15 protein-coding genes are annotated in these 15,406 nt (G+C 63.8%); 9 read left to right on the top strand and 6 right to left on the bottom strand.

What is annotated here, in order from left to right:
- The first annotated feature begins 42 nt into the window (after positions 1 to 42).
- The 5 genes from V1286_RS09940 to V1286_RS09920 all read left to right on the top strand — a co-directional run bounded on the left by V1286_RS09940 (position 43) and on the right by V1286_RS09920 (position 5,933).
- Positions 43 to 1,575, top strand: coding sequence for a M81 family metallopeptidase (locus V1286_RS09940; protein ID WP_334479268.1), 1,533 nt, complete (start codon positions 43 to 45; stop codon positions 1,573 to 1,575).
- Positions 1,576 to 1,580: 5 nt separating this feature from the next.
- On the top strand, positions 1,581 to 2,753 hold the full coding sequence (locus V1286_RS09935; RefSeq protein WP_334479266.1) for a M20 aminoacylase family protein: 1,173 nt from the start codon (positions 1,581 to 1,583) through the stop codon (positions 2,751 to 2,753).
- Entirely contained in the window at positions 2,746 to 4,170 is a 1,425-nt protein-coding gene (locus V1286_RS09930; protein WP_334479265.1) for an amidase, read from the top strand. The genes V1286_RS09935 and V1286_RS09930 overlap by 8 nt, the downstream gene beginning before the upstream one ends.
- 174 nt (positions 4,171 to 4,344) lie before the next feature.
- Positions 4,345 to 5,235 (top strand): crotonase/enoyl-CoA hydratase family protein, encoded by an 891-nt coding sequence (locus V1286_RS09925; RefSeq protein WP_334479263.1) that lies wholly within the window; start codon positions 4,345 to 4,347, stop codon positions 5,233 to 5,235.
- Positions 5,232 to 5,933 carry an esterase/lipase family protein gene (locus V1286_RS09920; protein ID WP_334479262.1) on the top strand — a complete coding sequence of 234 codons (702 nt, stop codon included), beginning with the start codon at positions 5,232 to 5,234 and terminating at the stop codon, positions 5,931 to 5,933. Before V1286_RS09925 ends, V1286_RS09920 begins: the two co-directional genes overlap by 4 nt.
- A gap of 83 nt (positions 5,934 to 6,016) precedes the next feature.
- On the opposite strand, the gene V1286_RS09915 is transcribed toward V1286_RS09920, so the two are convergent.
- The 3 genes from V1286_RS09915 to V1286_RS09905 all read right to left on the bottom strand — a co-directional run bounded on the left by V1286_RS09915 (position 6,017) and on the right by V1286_RS09905 (position 8,451).
- Complete coding sequence (locus tag V1286_RS09915; RefSeq protein WP_334479260.1) at positions 6,017 to 6,991, bottom strand: NADPH:quinone oxidoreductase family protein; 975 nt, start codon at positions 6,989 to 6,991, stop codon at positions 6,017 to 6,019.
- Complete coding sequence (locus tag V1286_RS09910) at positions 6,991 to 7,611, bottom strand: 2-hydroxychromene-2-carboxylate isomerase (RefSeq protein WP_334479259.1); 621 nt, start codon at positions 7,609 to 7,611, stop codon at positions 6,991 to 6,993. The genes V1286_RS09915 and V1286_RS09910 overlap by 1 nt, the downstream gene beginning before the upstream one ends.
- Before the next feature lie 138 nt (positions 7,612 to 7,749).
- On the bottom strand, positions 7,750 to 8,451 hold the full coding sequence (locus tag V1286_RS09905; RefSeq protein WP_334479257.1) for a glutathione S-transferase N-terminal domain-containing protein: 702 nt from the start codon (positions 8,449 to 8,451) through the stop codon (positions 7,750 to 7,752).
- A 116-nt stretch (positions 8,452 to 8,567) separates the two neighbouring features.
- Between V1286_RS09905 and V1286_RS09900 the strand changes: the two genes are divergently transcribed.
- Positions 8,568 to 9,590 (top strand): methionine synthase, encoded by a 1,023-nt coding sequence (locus V1286_RS09900; protein WP_334479256.1) that lies wholly within the window; start codon positions 8,568 to 8,570, stop codon positions 9,588 to 9,590.
- A gap of 153 nt (positions 9,591 to 9,743) precedes the next feature.
- On the opposite strand, the gene V1286_RS09895 is transcribed toward V1286_RS09900, so the two are convergent.
- From V1286_RS09895 to V1286_RS09885, 3 genes are all read right to left on the bottom strand, one after another.
- Positions 9,744 to 10,361 carry a hypothetical protein gene (locus tag V1286_RS09895; RefSeq protein WP_334479255.1) on the bottom strand — a complete coding sequence of 206 codons (618 nt, stop codon included), beginning with the start codon at positions 10,359 to 10,361 and terminating at the stop codon, positions 9,744 to 9,746.
- A 161-nt stretch (positions 10,362 to 10,522) separates the two neighbouring features.
- On the bottom strand, positions 10,523 to 11,014 hold the full coding sequence (gpt, locus tag V1286_RS09890; protein WP_334479254.1) for a xanthine phosphoribosyltransferase: 492 nt from the start codon (positions 11,012 to 11,014) through the stop codon (positions 10,523 to 10,525).
- A gap of 73 nt (positions 11,015 to 11,087) precedes the next feature.
- Positions 11,088 to 11,828: a competence/damage-inducible protein A gene (locus V1286_RS09885; RefSeq protein WP_334479253.1), complete on the bottom strand. Its 741-nt coding sequence runs from the start codon at positions 11,826 to 11,828 to the stop codon at positions 11,088 to 11,090.
- A gap of 221 nt (positions 11,829 to 12,049) precedes the next feature.
- Between V1286_RS09885 and V1286_RS09880 the strand changes: the two genes are divergently transcribed.
- The 3 genes from V1286_RS09880 (at position 12,050) to V1286_RS09870 (ending at position 15,398) form a co-directional block, all read left to right on the top strand.
- Positions 12,050 to 13,468, top strand: coding sequence for a circularly permuted type 2 ATP-grasp protein (locus V1286_RS09880; RefSeq protein ID WP_108516666.1), 1,419 nt, complete (start codon positions 12,050 to 12,052; stop codon positions 13,466 to 13,468).
- A 16-nt stretch (positions 13,469 to 13,484) separates the two neighbouring features.
- Complete coding sequence (locus V1286_RS09875; protein WP_108516664.1) at positions 13,485 to 14,429, top strand: alpha-E domain-containing protein; 945 nt, start codon at positions 13,485 to 13,487, stop codon at positions 14,427 to 14,429.
- A gap of 132 nt (positions 14,430 to 14,561) precedes the next feature.
- Positions 14,562 to 15,398 carry a transglutaminase family protein gene (locus V1286_RS09870; RefSeq protein WP_334479250.1) on the top strand — a complete coding sequence of 279 codons (837 nt, stop codon included), beginning with the start codon at positions 14,562 to 14,564 and terminating at the stop codon, positions 15,396 to 15,398.
- The last annotated feature ends 8 nt before the right edge of the window (positions 15,399 to 15,406 follow it).

Raw genomic sequence — 15,406 nt, 5'->3', positions numbered from 1 at the left:
GCTTAACGTCCTCCCAACGAAAAGCATTGACCGAGAGACTTAATGACCCGCATCGCCGTTGGCGCCTTTCTGCACGAGACCAACACCTTCGCGCCAACCAAGGCGACCTATGAGGATTTCGTCCATGGCGGGGGCTGGCCGGCGATGGCGCACGGCGCCGACGTGCTCAAGGTCATGCGCAACATCAATGTCGGCCTTGCCGGCTTCGTCGAGGCGGCCGAAGCCAATGGCTGGGAGCTGGTCCCGACGATCTCGGCGGCTGCGGTCCCATCGGCGCATGTCACCAACGATGCCTTCGAACGCATCATGAAGGAGATGGTCGACGGCATCGCTGCGGCAGGATCCATCGATGCCGTCTATCTCGATCTGCACGGCGCCATGGTAACCGAACATTACGACGACGGCGAAGGCGAAACGCTTGCCCGCGTGCGCAAGGTGATCGGCAAGGACCTGCCGCTGGTCGTGAGCCTCGACCTCCATGCCAACGTCTCGCCCGAGATGATGGAGCATGCCGATGCACTCATTGCCTACCGCACCTATCCCCACATCGACATGGCCGACACCGGCCGCGCCTGTGCAAGACACCTGGCGCTGATGCTGAAGACGAAAGCACGTTTTGCAAAAGCGTTCCGGCAATTGCCGTTCCTGATCCCGATCTCCTGGCAATGCACCAACGACCAGCCGACCAAGGGCATCTATCAGAATCTTGCGGCCCTGGAGAGTGACGCAGTGCCGACCCTGTCGTTCGCGCCGGGTTTCCCGGCGGCGGACTTCAGGGATTGCGGGCCGAGCGTGTTTGCCTACGGCCGGACGCAGGCCGATGCGGATGCCGCAGCCGACAAACTGGTGGCGCTGGTCGAGAGCCACGAGGACGATTTCGACGGCCGCATCTATTCGCCCGACGACGGCGTGCGCCTCGCGATGGAACTGGCGAAATCGGCAAGCAAGCCGATCGTCATCGCCGACACCCAGGACAATCCCGGCGCCGGCGGCGATTCCGACACCACGGGCATGCTGCGCGCGCTGGTGCGCAACAAGGCCTCCGGTGCCACCGGCGTGATCAACGATCCGGAGTCGGCTAGCGCTGCGCATGCGGCCGGCGTCGGCGCCACGGTTACGCTTTCGCTTGGCGGCAAGTCGGGCATATCAGGCGACGCGCCATACAGGGAAACTTTCGTCGTCGAAAAACTGTCCGACGGCAAATTCGTGGCGGCCGGCCCCTATTATCGCGGACGCGACATGGATATGGGGCCGTCGGCCTGCCTGCGCATCGGCGACGTCCGCGTGGTCGTCGGCTCCCACAAGGCGCAACTCGCGGACCAGTCGATGTACCGCTATGTCGGCATCGAGCCGACCGAACAGAAAATCCTGGTCAACAAGAGCTCGGTGCATTTCCGCGCCGATTTCGAACCGATCGCTGAAAAGCTTTTAATCTGCGCCGCGCCCGGCGCGATGCCGGCCGATACGGCGACATTACCCTGGACGCGGCTGCGTCCGGGCATCCGCATCAAGCCGAACGGCCCCGCCTTCACCCCATCCGTTCAATCTCGCTCAACATCTCCAGTCACGGGATAACAGACATGCCCACCATCGACCGCATCGACGGCTATGCCGAAGAACTCACCGCCATCAGACGCGATCTGCACGCCCATCCCGAGGTCGGCTTCGAGGAAGTGCGCACGTCCGGCATCGTCGCGGAGAAGCTGAAGGGATGGGGCATCGAGGTGCATCGCGGCCTCGGCGGCACCGGCGTGATCGGCGTGCTCAAGGGCAATGGCAATGGCGGCAAGCGCATCGGCTTGCGCGCCGACATGGACGCACTGCCGATGGAAGAGAACACCAACCTGAAATGGCGCTCGACGATTCCCGGCCGCTTCCACGGCTGCGGCCATGACGGCCACACCACGATGCTGCTCGGCACCGCGCGCTATCTGGCCGAGACCAAGAATTTCGACGGCACCGTGCATTTCATCTTCCAGCCCGCCGAGGAAGGCCTTGGCGGCGCCCGCGCCATGATCAAGGACGGCCTGTTCCAGAAATTTCCCTGCGACGAGGTCTACGGCCTGCACAACGCGCCGGACCTGAACCACGGCGAGATCGCGATCCTGCCGGGACCGGCGATGGCCGGCGCCGATTTCTTCGACATCACCATCCAGGGCTACGGAGCGCATGGCGCGATGCCGGAACGCTCCAAGGACGCGGTGGTGATCGCGACCACGCTGGCTCAGGCGCTGCAGACCATCGTCAGCCGCAACGTCGATCCCTTGAAGGCGGCGGTGCTGTCGATCACCCAGATTCACGCGGGCTCCGCCTACAATGTAATCCCCGGCGACGCCAAACTGTGCGGCACGGTGCGCGCGTTCGACGACGGCGTGCGCGCGCTGATCCGTGAGCGCATGCGCGCGATCAGCGCCGGCATTGCCGCGACCTTCCAGTGCGAAATATCCGTCGATATCCGCGATGGTTTCAGCGTCCTCGTCAACGAGGAAGAACAGTCCAGGGTGGTCGAGGCCGTGGCGAAGACCGTGGTCGATCCGGCCAATGTGTTGACGCGCGCGACGCCCAAGATGGGCAGCGAGGATTTCGCCGACATGATGCAGGTGGTGCCCGGCGCCTATTTCTGGATCGGCCATGACGGCTCGGTGCCGGTGCACAATCCCGGCTACGTGCTCGACGACAAGATCCTGCCGATCGGCGCCAGCATGTTCGCCCGCATCATCGAAACCCGTTTGCCGGTAGGTTCGCATGCATAAACCAGCCGCCGAAGAAGAGATCACCTCGCTGCATGACCTTTCCGCCGTCGACCTGACCGCCGGCTATCGCGCCAAGCAGTTCTCGCCATCGGAAGTGCTGGAGGAAGTGATTGAGCATGTCGCGGCGTGGGAGCCGCATATCAGGGCGCTCTATTTGTTCGATCCCGACGGCGCGCGCGCTGCCGCGAAGGCTTCGACCGATCGCTGGCAGAGGGGTGAACCGACCGGCACGCTCGACGGCATTCCGGTCACCATCAAGGACAATATAGCCACCAAAGGCCAGCCGATCCCGCTCGGCGCTGCCAGCGTCAAGCTAATACCGGCGGAGAAAGATGCGCCGCCCGCCGCGCGGTTGCGTGAATCCGGCGCGATCATCTTCTCCAAGACCACGATGCCTGATTACGGCATGCTGTCGTCGGGCCTCTCCAGTTTCCATCCGCTCACCCGCAATCCCTGGGACCTGGCCAAGAATCCCGGCGGCTCCTCCTCCGGCGCCGGCGCGGCAGGCGCTGCCGGCTACGGCCCGCTGCATCTCGGTACCGACATCGGCGGCTCGGTGCGGCTGCCGGCCTGCTGGTGCGGCCTCGTCGCACTGAAGCCGAGTTTTGGGCGCGTTCCGGTCGATCCGCCCTATGTCGGACGTGTCGCCGGGCCGATGACCCGTACCGTCGACGACGCAGCGCTGATGATGTGCGTGTTGGCGAAACCGGATCGCCGCGACGGCATGAGCCTGCCGGCGGACAGCAGCATTCACTGGAAGACACTCGATAAATCACCGCGCAAGCTGCGCATCGGCCTGATGCTCGATGCCGGTACCGGCCAGCCGCTGGAAAGCGAAGTGCGAAGCGTTGCCGTCAACGCCGCCAAGGCGCTCGAATCCGCAGGCGCTGTCGTGACCGAGATCGACGGCATCCTGACGCGCGAGATGCTCGATGGGCTCGACAATTTCTTTCGGGCGCGGATGTGGGACGATCTCTCAAAACTTTCGCCCGAGGAACGCGGCAAGGCGCTGCCTTACATCCACACGTGGGCGGAAGCCGGCGCAAGACTTTCCGGCGTCGATGTCATCAGGGGATTCAATGCGACGATGGCAATCCGCGCCGCTGCCGCAAAGCTGTTCCACGACCTCGACTATGTGATTTCGCCGGTGTCGCCGGTGGTGAACTTCCCGGCCGAGTTCGCCGCGCCGATCAACGATCCGGACAAGCCGTTCGAGCACATTGCCTATACCGTGCCTTGGAATATGTCTGAAAATCCCGCGATCTCGATCAACGGCGGTTACGACGCCAAGGGTTTCCCGATCGGCGTGCAGATCGTCGGCCGCCGCTTCGACGATCTCGGCGTGCTCGGCATGGCCAAGGCGTTCGAAGGCCTGCGCGGCCCGCAGCGGCCGTGGCCGTCGCCGCCGAAGAAGTGATTCTCGTCGTCATTCCGGGGCGTCGCGCAGCGACGAACTATGGTGCGCAATTGCGCACCTGAGAATCTCCTGCGACAAACCGATCGAGATTCCGGGTTCGCGCCAAGAGTGGCGCGCCCCGGAATGACGAGATAAAAATAATCAACAAAAGATCGCAGGAAGGAAAGCACCCCCATGGCGTATGAGACCATCAAGTACGAGGTCGACGATCAGATTCTCACCATCACGCTGAACCGGCCCGACAAGCTCAACGCCTTCAACGGCACGATGCAGCAGGAACTGATCGACGCGTTCGACGCGGCCGACAAGGACGACAATGTCCGCGCCATCATCGTTACCGGCGCGGGGCGCGGCTTCTGCGCCGGCGCCGACCTCTCGTCCGGCGCCAACACTTTTGACCGCGACGCGCGGCGCGGGCCGGTGAAGCGGCTGGCCAGCGGCGCGGTCGACTACAGCGATCCCATGGTGCGCGACGGCGGCGGCCAGGTGACGCTGCGCATCTTCAAATGCCTGAAGCCGGTGATCGCCGCGGTGAACGGCCCCGCCGTCGGCATCGGCGTCACCATGCAGCTCGCGATGGACATCCGCATCGCCTCGGAAGCCGCCCGCTTCGGCTTCGTGTTTTCCCAGCGCGGCATCGTGCCCGAGGCCGCTTCGAGCTGGTTCCTGCCGCGCATCGTCGGTATCTCGCAGGCGCTGGAATGGTGTTATTCGGGCCGTGTCTTCCCGGCGCAGGAGGCGCTGGCCGGCCGCCTCGTCAGCAAGGTGGTGCCGCCGGACGATCTGCTGCCGACCGCGCGTGCATTGGCAAAAGAATTTGCCGCCAAGACCGCGCCGGTGTCGGTGGCGCTGATCCGGCAGATGATGTGGCGCATGATGGGCGCCGACGATCCGATGGAAGCCCACAAGGTCGACAGCCGCGGCATCTACGCGCGCGGGCGTTCGGACGACGTCAAGGAAGGCGTGGTGTCGTTCCTGGAAAAGCGCCCGGCCGAATTCAAGAACAAGGTTTCGAGCGACATGCCCGACTATTTCCCGTGGTGGCAGGAGCGCGAGTATAAGTGAGCGACCGGCCCGCATCGGCCAACGCGACGCAAGACGGCGTCGTCCTGCTGCACGGCATCAGCAGGACGGCGCGATCATTCAGCAAGATGCAGGCGGCGCTGGAAGGCTGTGGCTTCGCCACCCTCAACCAGGATTACGCGAGCCGCCGCAAGGCGCTCGAAGCGCTGGCGGAGGACATCCATCCCTCCATCCAGCGCTTTGCCGATGGCATCGATGGCTCCCTCCATTTTGTCGGCCATTCCATGGGCGGATTATTGGCGCGGGTCTACATTGCCAGATATCGGCCAAAGCGCCTGGGCCGCGTCGTCATGCTCGGCACGCCGAATAGCGGCAGCGAAATCGCCGACCGCTTGAAGAATATTGGAGCCTACCGCGCCTTCTTCGGACCGGCGGGACAGCAGCTCGGCACGCAGCGCGGTGCCGCGATCGAAGCGCTGTTTCCGCCGGTCGATTATTGCGTCGGCATCATCGCCGGAGACCGGTCGATCTATCCGATCACATCGGCATTCCTGCCGAAGCCGCATGATGGGCGGGTGTCGGTGGAGAACACCAGGCTCGACAGGATGGTGGATCACGTCGTCGTTCACACATCGCATCCATGGCTGGTGCGGAATAGCGTCGCGATCGAGCAGACGATTGCGTTCTTGAGGGAGGGGCGTTTCAAACCCTCCGCTGTCATCACCCGCGAAAGCGGGTGATCCAGTATTCCAGAGGCATCTGTGCTTGAACCGAAAAGCCGCGGCGTACTGGATGCCCCGCCTTCGCGGGGCATGACGGGAGACTATCCCATCGTCAACGCCACGCGGCCGATCGCCTTTCGATCGATGAGAAGCCGCATCGCCTTGGCGTAATCCTCAAGCGGCAACCGGTGCGAGATATTCGGACGCACCTTTCCCGCTTCGGCCCATTCCGTCAGCGCCTTGATCCTGACCTCGCCGAGCGCGGGATTTCTCCGCACCGCTTCGCCGGCGCGGACGCCGAGCACGCTGGCGCCCTTGATCATCAGCAGATTGGTCTTCGCAAGCCCGATGCCGCCGGTGAATCCGATGACCAGCAGCCGTGCACCCCAGTTGATGCAGCGCATCGAGTTCTCGAACACCTCGCCGCCGACGGGATCGAAAACCACGTCCGCGCCCTGCCCGTCGGTGATGCGCTTCACGGCATCGCGGAACGGCTCCTGGTCGTAGCGCATGAGATGATCGGCGCCCCTCGCTTTCGCAATCGCAAGTTTTTCGTCGCTCGAAGCGGTCGCGATCACGGTGGCGCCTAGCATCTTACCGATTTCGACGGCGGCGAGCCCGACACCGCCGCCCGCGCCATGCACCAGCAACACCTCGCCCGGCTGAAGCCGGCCGCGGTCGATCAGCGCGTGATAGGCCGTGCCGTGGCCGGCCAGGAACGTCGCGCCCTCGGCATAATCGAAGTTCGACGGCAGGCGCACGAGCTGCGACGGCGTGGCGACGGCTTCATCGGAGTAGGCGCCGTGCCGCATCTTGACGATCACGCGATCACCCACGGCGACGCCTTCGGCCGCGTTGATCTCGACCACATCGCCGGCCGCTTCCATGCCCGGCGTAAACGGCAGCGGCGGCTTGAGCTGATACTGGCCGGCCGCCATCAGAACGTCCGGGAAATTCAACCCGGCGGCGCGGATAGCGACACGCACTTGCCCTGGCGCCAGCGGCACAGCGTCAAACGTTTCCAGGCGCAGGCTCTCGGGCGGACCAAGCTCGCGGCAGACGACGGCTTTCGGCATCAGGCGGCCCGCGCTTTCAGGCGCTGCAGCGCTTCGCGGATCAGCGGCATGCGGTCGTTGCCGAAATACATATCCGTCTTGTCGACAAAGATCGTCGGCGAACCAAAACCGCCGCGCGCCATCACCTCGTCGGTATTGGCCTTGAGCTGATCCTTGACCGCCTGCTGGCCGATGCCCTCGAAAAATTTGACGTGATCGACGCCGGCCTTCTTGCAGACTTCCGTCAGCACCGAGTCCTGTGAGATGTCCTTGTCGCCACCCCAATAGGTCTCGAACACCGCGGTGGCAAACGGTACCATGCGCTCGCCAGATTCTTGGCCCAGCCAGATGCAGCCGCGCATCGCCTTGACGCTGTTTACGGGAAACACCGTCGGCGGCATCTTGATCGCAAGCCCCGCGGAGCGCGCCCAGTCGGCGAGATCCTTCTTCATGTAGCGCGCCTTCAACGGCACCGGCGTCTCGCGCTGGGCATAGACGCTTGGGTTGACGGTGTTGAAGATGCCGCCGACCAGGATCGGCCGCCAACTGATCTCGACGCCGAGCTCATTCGCCAGCGGCTGGATGTTGTGGAAGGCGAGATAGGTCCAGGGACTGGAACAGTCGAAGAAGAATTCGAGCATGGGGTTTCCTTTGTTGTTTGTGATCCGTGTTGTTTCCACCGTCATTGCGAGCGAAGCGAAGCAATCCATAGCGCCGCCCGGGGAAAGAATGGATTGCTTCGTCGCTTCGCTCCTCGCAATGACGGCGTGGCGGGCGGCCTACCTTTTGCCCGCCATCTCCTTCGCGCGCGCACCGAACATATTCCGCCGCGCCTCCTCGTCGAACGGCTCTTTCACGAACTTGCCGATCGCCAGCCCCGTCTGCACCTTAGGCCGCGCGCGGACTTCCGCGTACCAGCGCTTGACGTTCGGGTAATCGTCGAGCGTAAAGCCCTGCGCCTTGTGGGTCATGGTCCAGGGAAAGCAGGCGATGTCGGCGATCGAGTAGTCGCCGGCAACATAGGCGCCGGTCTTGCCGAGCTGCCGGTCGAGCACACCATAAAGTCGCGCCGCCTCGTCGCGATAGCGCTCGATCGCGTAGGGAAACTTCTCCGCCGCATAGAGCGCGAAGTGGCCGTGCTGGCCGAGCATGGGCCCCAGCCCACTCATCTGCCACATCAGCCATTGCATCACCTGGGACCGCGCCCGCATCTCCGTGGGCAGAAAACGTCCGGTCTTGTCGGCGAGATAGATCAGGATCGCGCCGGTCTCGAACACCGAAAACGGCCCCTGCCCATCTGCGGGCTCATGGTCCACGATGGCCGGAATGCGGTTATTCGGGCTGATCGCCAGAAATTCCGGCCTGAACTGCTCGCCGGCGCGGATGTTGACCGGAATGACCTGGTAGGGAAGCCCGAGTTCCTCCAGCATGATCGAGACTTTCCAGCCATTCGGCGTTGGCGCGTAATGCAGGTCGATCATGGCTCCCCTGGCTGTCGATGCGGAAATATTCCCCGCGATGGCGACTTTTGTTGTTCTGTACCTCGATCTTAAGACATGGCAGACAGGCGCTCAATCAGAACTGACGGGAGGCCCCCATGCTGTTTCCAACCACAATCGCAGGCTCTTTGCCGAAGCCGGAATGGCTGGCCGAGCCCAATACACTATGGGCCCCCTGGCGCTCGAAAGGCGACGAGCTCGCCCGCGCCAAGCGCGACGCCACCATGCTGGCGGTGAAGCTGCAGGAGGATGCCGGCGTCGATATCGTCACCGAGGGCGAGCAGGCGCGCCAGCATTTCGTCCACGGCTTCCTGGAGAAGGTCGAGGGCATCGATTTCGCTCACAAGGTCGAAATGGGCATCCGCAAAGACCGCTACAAGGCGATGGTGCCGCAGGTGGTCGCGCCGCTGACGCTGAGGGGGCGCGTCCATGCCGACGAAGCCCGCGTCGCCCGCACCCACACCACCCGCAAACTGAAATTCACCCTGCCCGGCCCGATGACCATAGCCGACACTGTCGCTGACAAATATTACGGCGACAAGGTCAAGATGGCGTTCGCCTTCGCCGAACTGCTCAACAACGAGGCCAAGGCGTTGCAGGCCGATGGGGTCGACGTGATCCAGTTCGACGAGCCCGCCTTCAACGTGTTCATGGATGAGGTCTCCGACTGGGGCATCAAGGCGCTCGAGCGCGCCGCCGAAGGCCTGACCTGCACCACCGCCGTCCACATCTGCTACGGCTACGGCATCAAGGCCAATACCGACTGGAAGGAAACGCTGGGCAGCGAGTGGCGCCAGTACGAGGATATTTTCCCGGCGATCGAAAAAAGCCCGATCCAGCAGGTCGCGATCGAGTGTCGCAATTCGAAGGTGCCGCTGGATTTGCTGGCGCTGCTCCCCGGCAAGGTGGTCCAGGCCGGCGTGATCGACGTCGCCAGCGACACGGTGGAGACCGCCGAGGATGTCGTGAAGGTGATCGAGCAGGTCGCGAAATTCGTGCCGCTCAGCAACATCGTCGCGACAACGAATTGCGGCATGGCGCCGATGCGCCGGGATATCGCGGAAGCAAAGCTGGCGGCGCTGGGTGCTGGCGCGAAGCTGGCGCGGGAGCGATTGGGATAGCTCCGTCATGCCAACGGGTCGCGCGAATGCGCGCCCGATGACAGGCTCCGCGAAGCAATCCATCTCGCCAGGAAGAAAGTATGGATTGCTTCGTCGCTTCGCTCCCTTGCGCAAACGCTTCGCGTTTGTCGCAGGCAATGACGGCGTGAGAGTCTACTCCGTAGCGCTCGGATGCAGCACCGGGCGATATCCCGCCCTCAGCGCGCGCAGCGTTGGAGGCGGCGTCAGCAGCATCGCGTCATCGATCCTGCCATCAGCCTTGCGATAACCACCCATCGACCACTGCAGCGTCTTGCCCTGCAGTATCAGAAAACTCTCCGCCCCCGCCTGCACCATCGCGCCATCAGGCAACTGCGCCACCGGCATCGGCAACGGATGCAGCCGCTTCTTCCCGCGCTCCAGCCGTTCGCGATGCAACACGCTATCCATCTCCCGCGCGCGAATGTCCGCAACGCCATTGCCCGCTTCCCACGCCGCCCGAAACCGGTTGGCGTCGTCGCGGCGACAGAAGAAACAGGGACGATGGCCGGCCGCGAACGCGGTCGCCTCATCGAGGAAGAACAGCTCGGTCCAGCTCCGCCCGCCCATCACCTTGCGCCGCCAGCCCCGGAATTCACAGACGCAGGTGATCCACGTCGGGCTCGACCAGCGCTTTTTCAGCAAGGTTTTTGTCGCGGGATCGTGGATGATGCCGCGATTGCCGGTGAACATCCCGCGATGCGGGGTGGCGATGATGTCGCCCGTGGGTGTGACGCGGTTTTGGAGGGGCATACGCTTAACCTGCTCCCTCGCCCCGCTCTTGCGGGGAGAGGGTCGGGGTGAGGGGCTGCCGCCACGAACACCGACCGCGCGGAGAGTCCCCCTCACCCAGATTGCTTCGCAATCCGACCTCTCCCCGCAAGCGGGGCGAGGCAAGAAAGATCACCCCGCCGTCACGGACGGATCGGCGGCTGGAACGACAGCGCAGTATCCCAGGGAAAGTGGATCCAGGTGTCCTGCGACACTTCGGTAATGAACGTATCGACCAGCGGCTTGCCCTGCGGCTTGGCATAGACGGCCGCGAAATGCGCGTCCGGCATCATCGAACGCACCAGCCGCCCGGTCTTGCCGGTGTCGACGAGGTCGTCGACGATCAACAGCCCCTTGCCGCTGCCGCCACCGAGTTTTGCCACCTCAGTCGAAACGCCCTTGAGCACGTTCAGGTCACCCTGCCGGGTGTGGTCGTAGCTAGCAATGCAGACGGTATCGATGATGCGAATGCCGAGTTCGCGCGCCACGATGGCCGCCGGCACCAGCCCACCGCGGGTAATCGCGATGATGGCATGAAACGGCCCGACCTCGTTGAGCCGCCAGGTCAACGCCCGGCAATCCCGGTGAAACTGGTCCCAAGAGACCGGAAAGGCTTTCTCCGGCGGCGCTGTCATGAGCCCGCTCCAGAACGATCTGTCACTTTGTTCTCCGTATTGCGAAACTTCAAAATTGGAGCACCCGCCGCCGCTACCGGGCGGCGATGTTCAGGTTCGCCAGCATCTCCTTCACCGCGGCCATCGCGGCGCTGAGCTTTTCGGGATCGCGGGAGCGGACGACGAGGTTGGTGTTCGGCTTCTTGTCCTCATCCTGGAACGGATAGCTGCCGATGATGGTGTCGGGATGGGCGTTGGCGATCTCGCGCAGCGGCCCGCCGATGTCGCCTTCCCGGGCATTGGCGCGGACCGAGTCCGAGAGCATCCGCACGCCCGATTTCAGCTTGGGCGCGACGATGTCCATCATCGCCTGCATGATCGAGGGGATGCCGGCCATCACGATGACATTGCCGAGCTTGAAGCCGGGCGCCAGGATGGTCGCGCTCTGGATCAGTTCGGCGCCGTCGGGAACGCGCGCCATGCGCAGCCGCGCCTCGTTCAAATCCTGCTCGCTCCAGCGCTCGCGGAACCGCGCCACCACCTCCGGGTGATGGTCGATGCCGACACCAAATGCCTTGGCGACGCTGTCGGCGGTAATGTCGTCATGGGTCGGCCCGATGCCGCCGGTGGTAAAGACGTAGGTATATCGATTCCGCAGTGCATTAAGGGCATCGACGATGTCCGCCTCCTCGTCGGCGACGACGCGGACCTCCTTGAGGTCGATCCCGATATTGGTCAGGTATTCGGCGATGAAGCCGATGTTCTTGTCCTTGGTCCGGCCGGACAGGATCTCGTCGCCAATGACCAGAATACCCGCCGTGACGATCTCGCTCATGACCTCTCCCCACCTGTCCCCGTACTTTTGCGCAAGCAACGCCTTGAAGTCACTGGGGTTTGCTGCCGAAATAAGCACCCGGCAGCCTTTTTTTAGGGCAGCGCGGCTGGGCCACCCATACCAAATGCCGCAAGCCAATGCATATCGCGCTGGCCCGAGCCTTGCTACCATCCCTTCAGGTCATGCACTGTGTCGAATGACTTGGGGGATAGTCAGGATTTATGGCAGTAGCGTTCGATGAAATGAATGGCCCCGGCGGCGACCTCCGCCCGGCCTATCGGGAGCTCTCCCGCTGGCTGAAGGAGACGCCTCCCGACGCCCTCGAATATCGCCGCCAGGAGGCGGAACTGCTGTTCCGCCGGATCGGCATCACCTTCGCCGTCTATGGCGACGCCGAAGCCCAGGAGCGGCTGATCCCCTTCGACGTGATCCCGCGGATCATATCGTCCAAGGAATGGACGCTGCTGGAAAAGGGCCTGAAGCAGCGGGTCCGCGCGCTCAACATGTTCCTGCGCGACATCTATCATGGCCGCGACATCCTGCGCGCCAACATCATTCCCGATGACCTGATCTTCCAGAACCCGGTGTTCCGACCCGAGATGAACGGCCAGAGCGTGCCGCACGACGTCTACGTGCACATCGCCGGAATCGACATCGTCCGGGTCGACGCCGACAATTTCATCGTGCTGGAAGACAACGCGCGGACGCCCTCGGGCGTGTCCTACATGCTGGAAAACCGCGAAATTATGATGCGGCTGTTTCCGGACCTGTTCGCCCGCCATCGCGTCGCACCGGTGGAACGATATCCCGACGAACTGCTGTCGGCGCTGCGCTCGGTGGCGCCGCTCTCGGCCTCGGCGGAGCCGACGGTCGCGCTGATGACGCCCGGCGTCTACAATTCCGCCTATTACGAACACTCCTTCCTCGCAGACAAATTGGGGATCGAGCTGGTCGAGGGCCGCGACCTCGTCGTCAAGAACGACGAGGTGTTCATGCGCACCACCGAGGGGCTCAAACGCGTCGACGTAATCTACCGCCGCGTCGATGACGATTTCCTCGACCCCCTCACCTTCCGCCCGGATTCGGCGCTCGGCGTACCCGGCTTGATGTCGGCCTATGCGGCCGGCAACATCACGCTGGCCAACGCGGTCGGCACCGGCATCGCCGACGACAAGGCGATCTATTCCTACATGCCCGAGGTCGTAAAATTCTATCTCGGCGAAGAGCCGATCCTGAAGAATGTGCAGACCTGGCGCTGCCGCGAGCCGAAGGATCTGGCGTACGTGCTCGACAATCTCGGTGACCTCGTAGTGAAGGAAGTCCACGGCTCCGGCGGCTACGGCATGCTGATCGGCCCCGCCGCGACAAAGGCGACGATCGAGGCGTTCCGTGACAAGCTCAAGCGCGAGCCCGAAGGCTTTATCGCCCAGCCGACGCTGGCGCTGTCGACCTGCCCAACCTGCACGGCGTCGGGCCTCGCGCCGCGCCATGTCGATCTCAGGCCGTTCGTGCTGACGGGGAGCCAGCACGTCACCATCGTGCCGGGCGGCCTGACGCGGGTGGCGCTGAAGGAGGGCTCGCTGGTGGTCAATTCGAGCCAGGGCGGCGGCACCAAGGACACCTGGATACTGGACGAATAGAGAGCGAAATTTTCGTATGCTGTCGCGCACTGCCGAAAACCTGTACTGGCTGGCCCGCTACGTCGAGCGGGCCGAATATATCGCGCGCACCATCGATGCGACCTTGCGCGTCACAGCCCTGCCCGCCGCCTATATCGGCAAAACCAATGAGTGGGAATCGGCGCTCCTGACCGCCGGCGTCAGCGCGAGTTTCTACGAGACCTATCAGGAAGCCACCGAGCAGAACGTCGTCGAATATCTGGCGTTCTCGCCGGCCAATCCCTCCTCGATCAAGAACTGCATCGAGGCGGCGCGGCTAAATTCGCGCTCGGTGCGAACCGCGCTGACATCGGAGATGTGGGACACCATCAACTCGGCCTGGATCGAATTGCAGGAGGTCTGGGGCAAGGGCACGTCGAGCCGTGAGGAGCTGGCACGGTTCCTCCGTTTCGTGCAAGAGACTTCATTGCGGTTCGATGGTTCGGCCTACCGGACCATGCTGCGCAACGACGCCTACTGGTTCTCGCGCCTCGGCCTGCATCTGGAGCGCGCCGACAACACCGCGCGCATTCTCGATGTGAAATATCACGTGCTGCTGCCGGAGGAGGAACATGTCGGCGGTCCTCTGGATTACTACCAGTGGACCTCGATCCTGCGCTCGGTGTCGGCGCTCACCGCCTATCACTGGGTCTACCGCGAGACGCTGAAACCCTGGCTGATCGCCGACCTCCTGATCCTCAACGACACGCTGCCGCGCTCGCTGGCAAGCTGCTACAGCAATCTGGTGCGCAACCTCGACCAGATCGGCGTCGCCTATGGCCGCCAGGGCGCCTCCCAGCGCCACGCCCGCGGCGTCCGCAACCGACTTGAACATAGCCATATGGACGATATCTTCCAGCACGGCGTCCATGAGTTCATCCAGGAATTCATTTCGGATAATGCGCGGCTCGGTGAAATCATCACCAGGCAGTATTTGATTTAGAGATTTTGGATGCGCGCAGCAAAACACCGTCATGGCCGGGCTTGTCCCGGCCATCCACGTCTTGCTATGCCAACTGAAGGACGTGGATGCCCGGCGCAAGGCCGGGCATGACGATCCGAACCTGGTTCCGCCATGCGCCTGCGAATTGCCCATTCCACCAGCTATCGCTACGAGCCACCCGCTTCGGGCGTGATCCAGATCTTGCGCATGACGCCCGGCAGCCATGACGGACAGTATGTCGCCGAGTGGCAGATCGACGTTTCCACCGATTCCCGGCTCGACATGCATCAGGACGCGTTCGGCAACGTCACGCATGTCTTGACGCACGGGCCGATCGCCGACCTCACCATCCGCGTCGAAGGCCTGATCGAAACCCACGACACCGGCGGCGTGCTGCGCGGCACCGATGAGCGCTTTCCTCCTGGCCTGTTCCTGCGCCAGACCGCGCTCACCGAAGTCAATCCGGCGATGGCGACTTTCGCCCGCGAGATGCGCTCGGAGTCCGACGGCGACGTGCTCGGCTTCCTGCATGCGCTGATGGTGCAGATCAACGAGCACATGACGTTCGACGAGGACCCCACCAATTCAGGCACCTCGGCGGCGGAAGCTTTCGCGCTCAAGCGCGGCGTCTGCCAGGACTACGCCCACATCTTTATCGCCTGCGCGCGCTCCGGCGGCGTTCCGGCGCGCTTCGTCTCCGGTCACTTCCTGCGCTCCGACGGCACGGTGCACCAGCAGGCCGGCCACGCCTGGGCGGAAGCCTACGTGCCTGACCTCGGCTGGGTCGGCTTCGATGCCGCCAACGGCCTCTGCACCACCGACGCCCATGCCCGTGTCGCCATCGGGCTGGACTACCTCGGCGCCGCACCGGTGCGCGGCACCCGCTATGGCGGCGGCGCGGAGACGCTGACGGTGGCGGTCAAGGTCGAACAGGCCGGGCGGCCGGGCCAGTGGCAGAGCCAGTCGTAACTGCAGCT

The organism is Bradyrhizobium algeriense, from assembly GCF_036924595.1.
Taxonomy (GTDB): domain Bacteria; phylum Pseudomonadota; class Alphaproteobacteria; order Rhizobiales; family Xanthobacteraceae; genus Bradyrhizobium; species Bradyrhizobium algeriense.
This window is presented reverse-complemented; position numbering and strand designations above follow the sequence as displayed.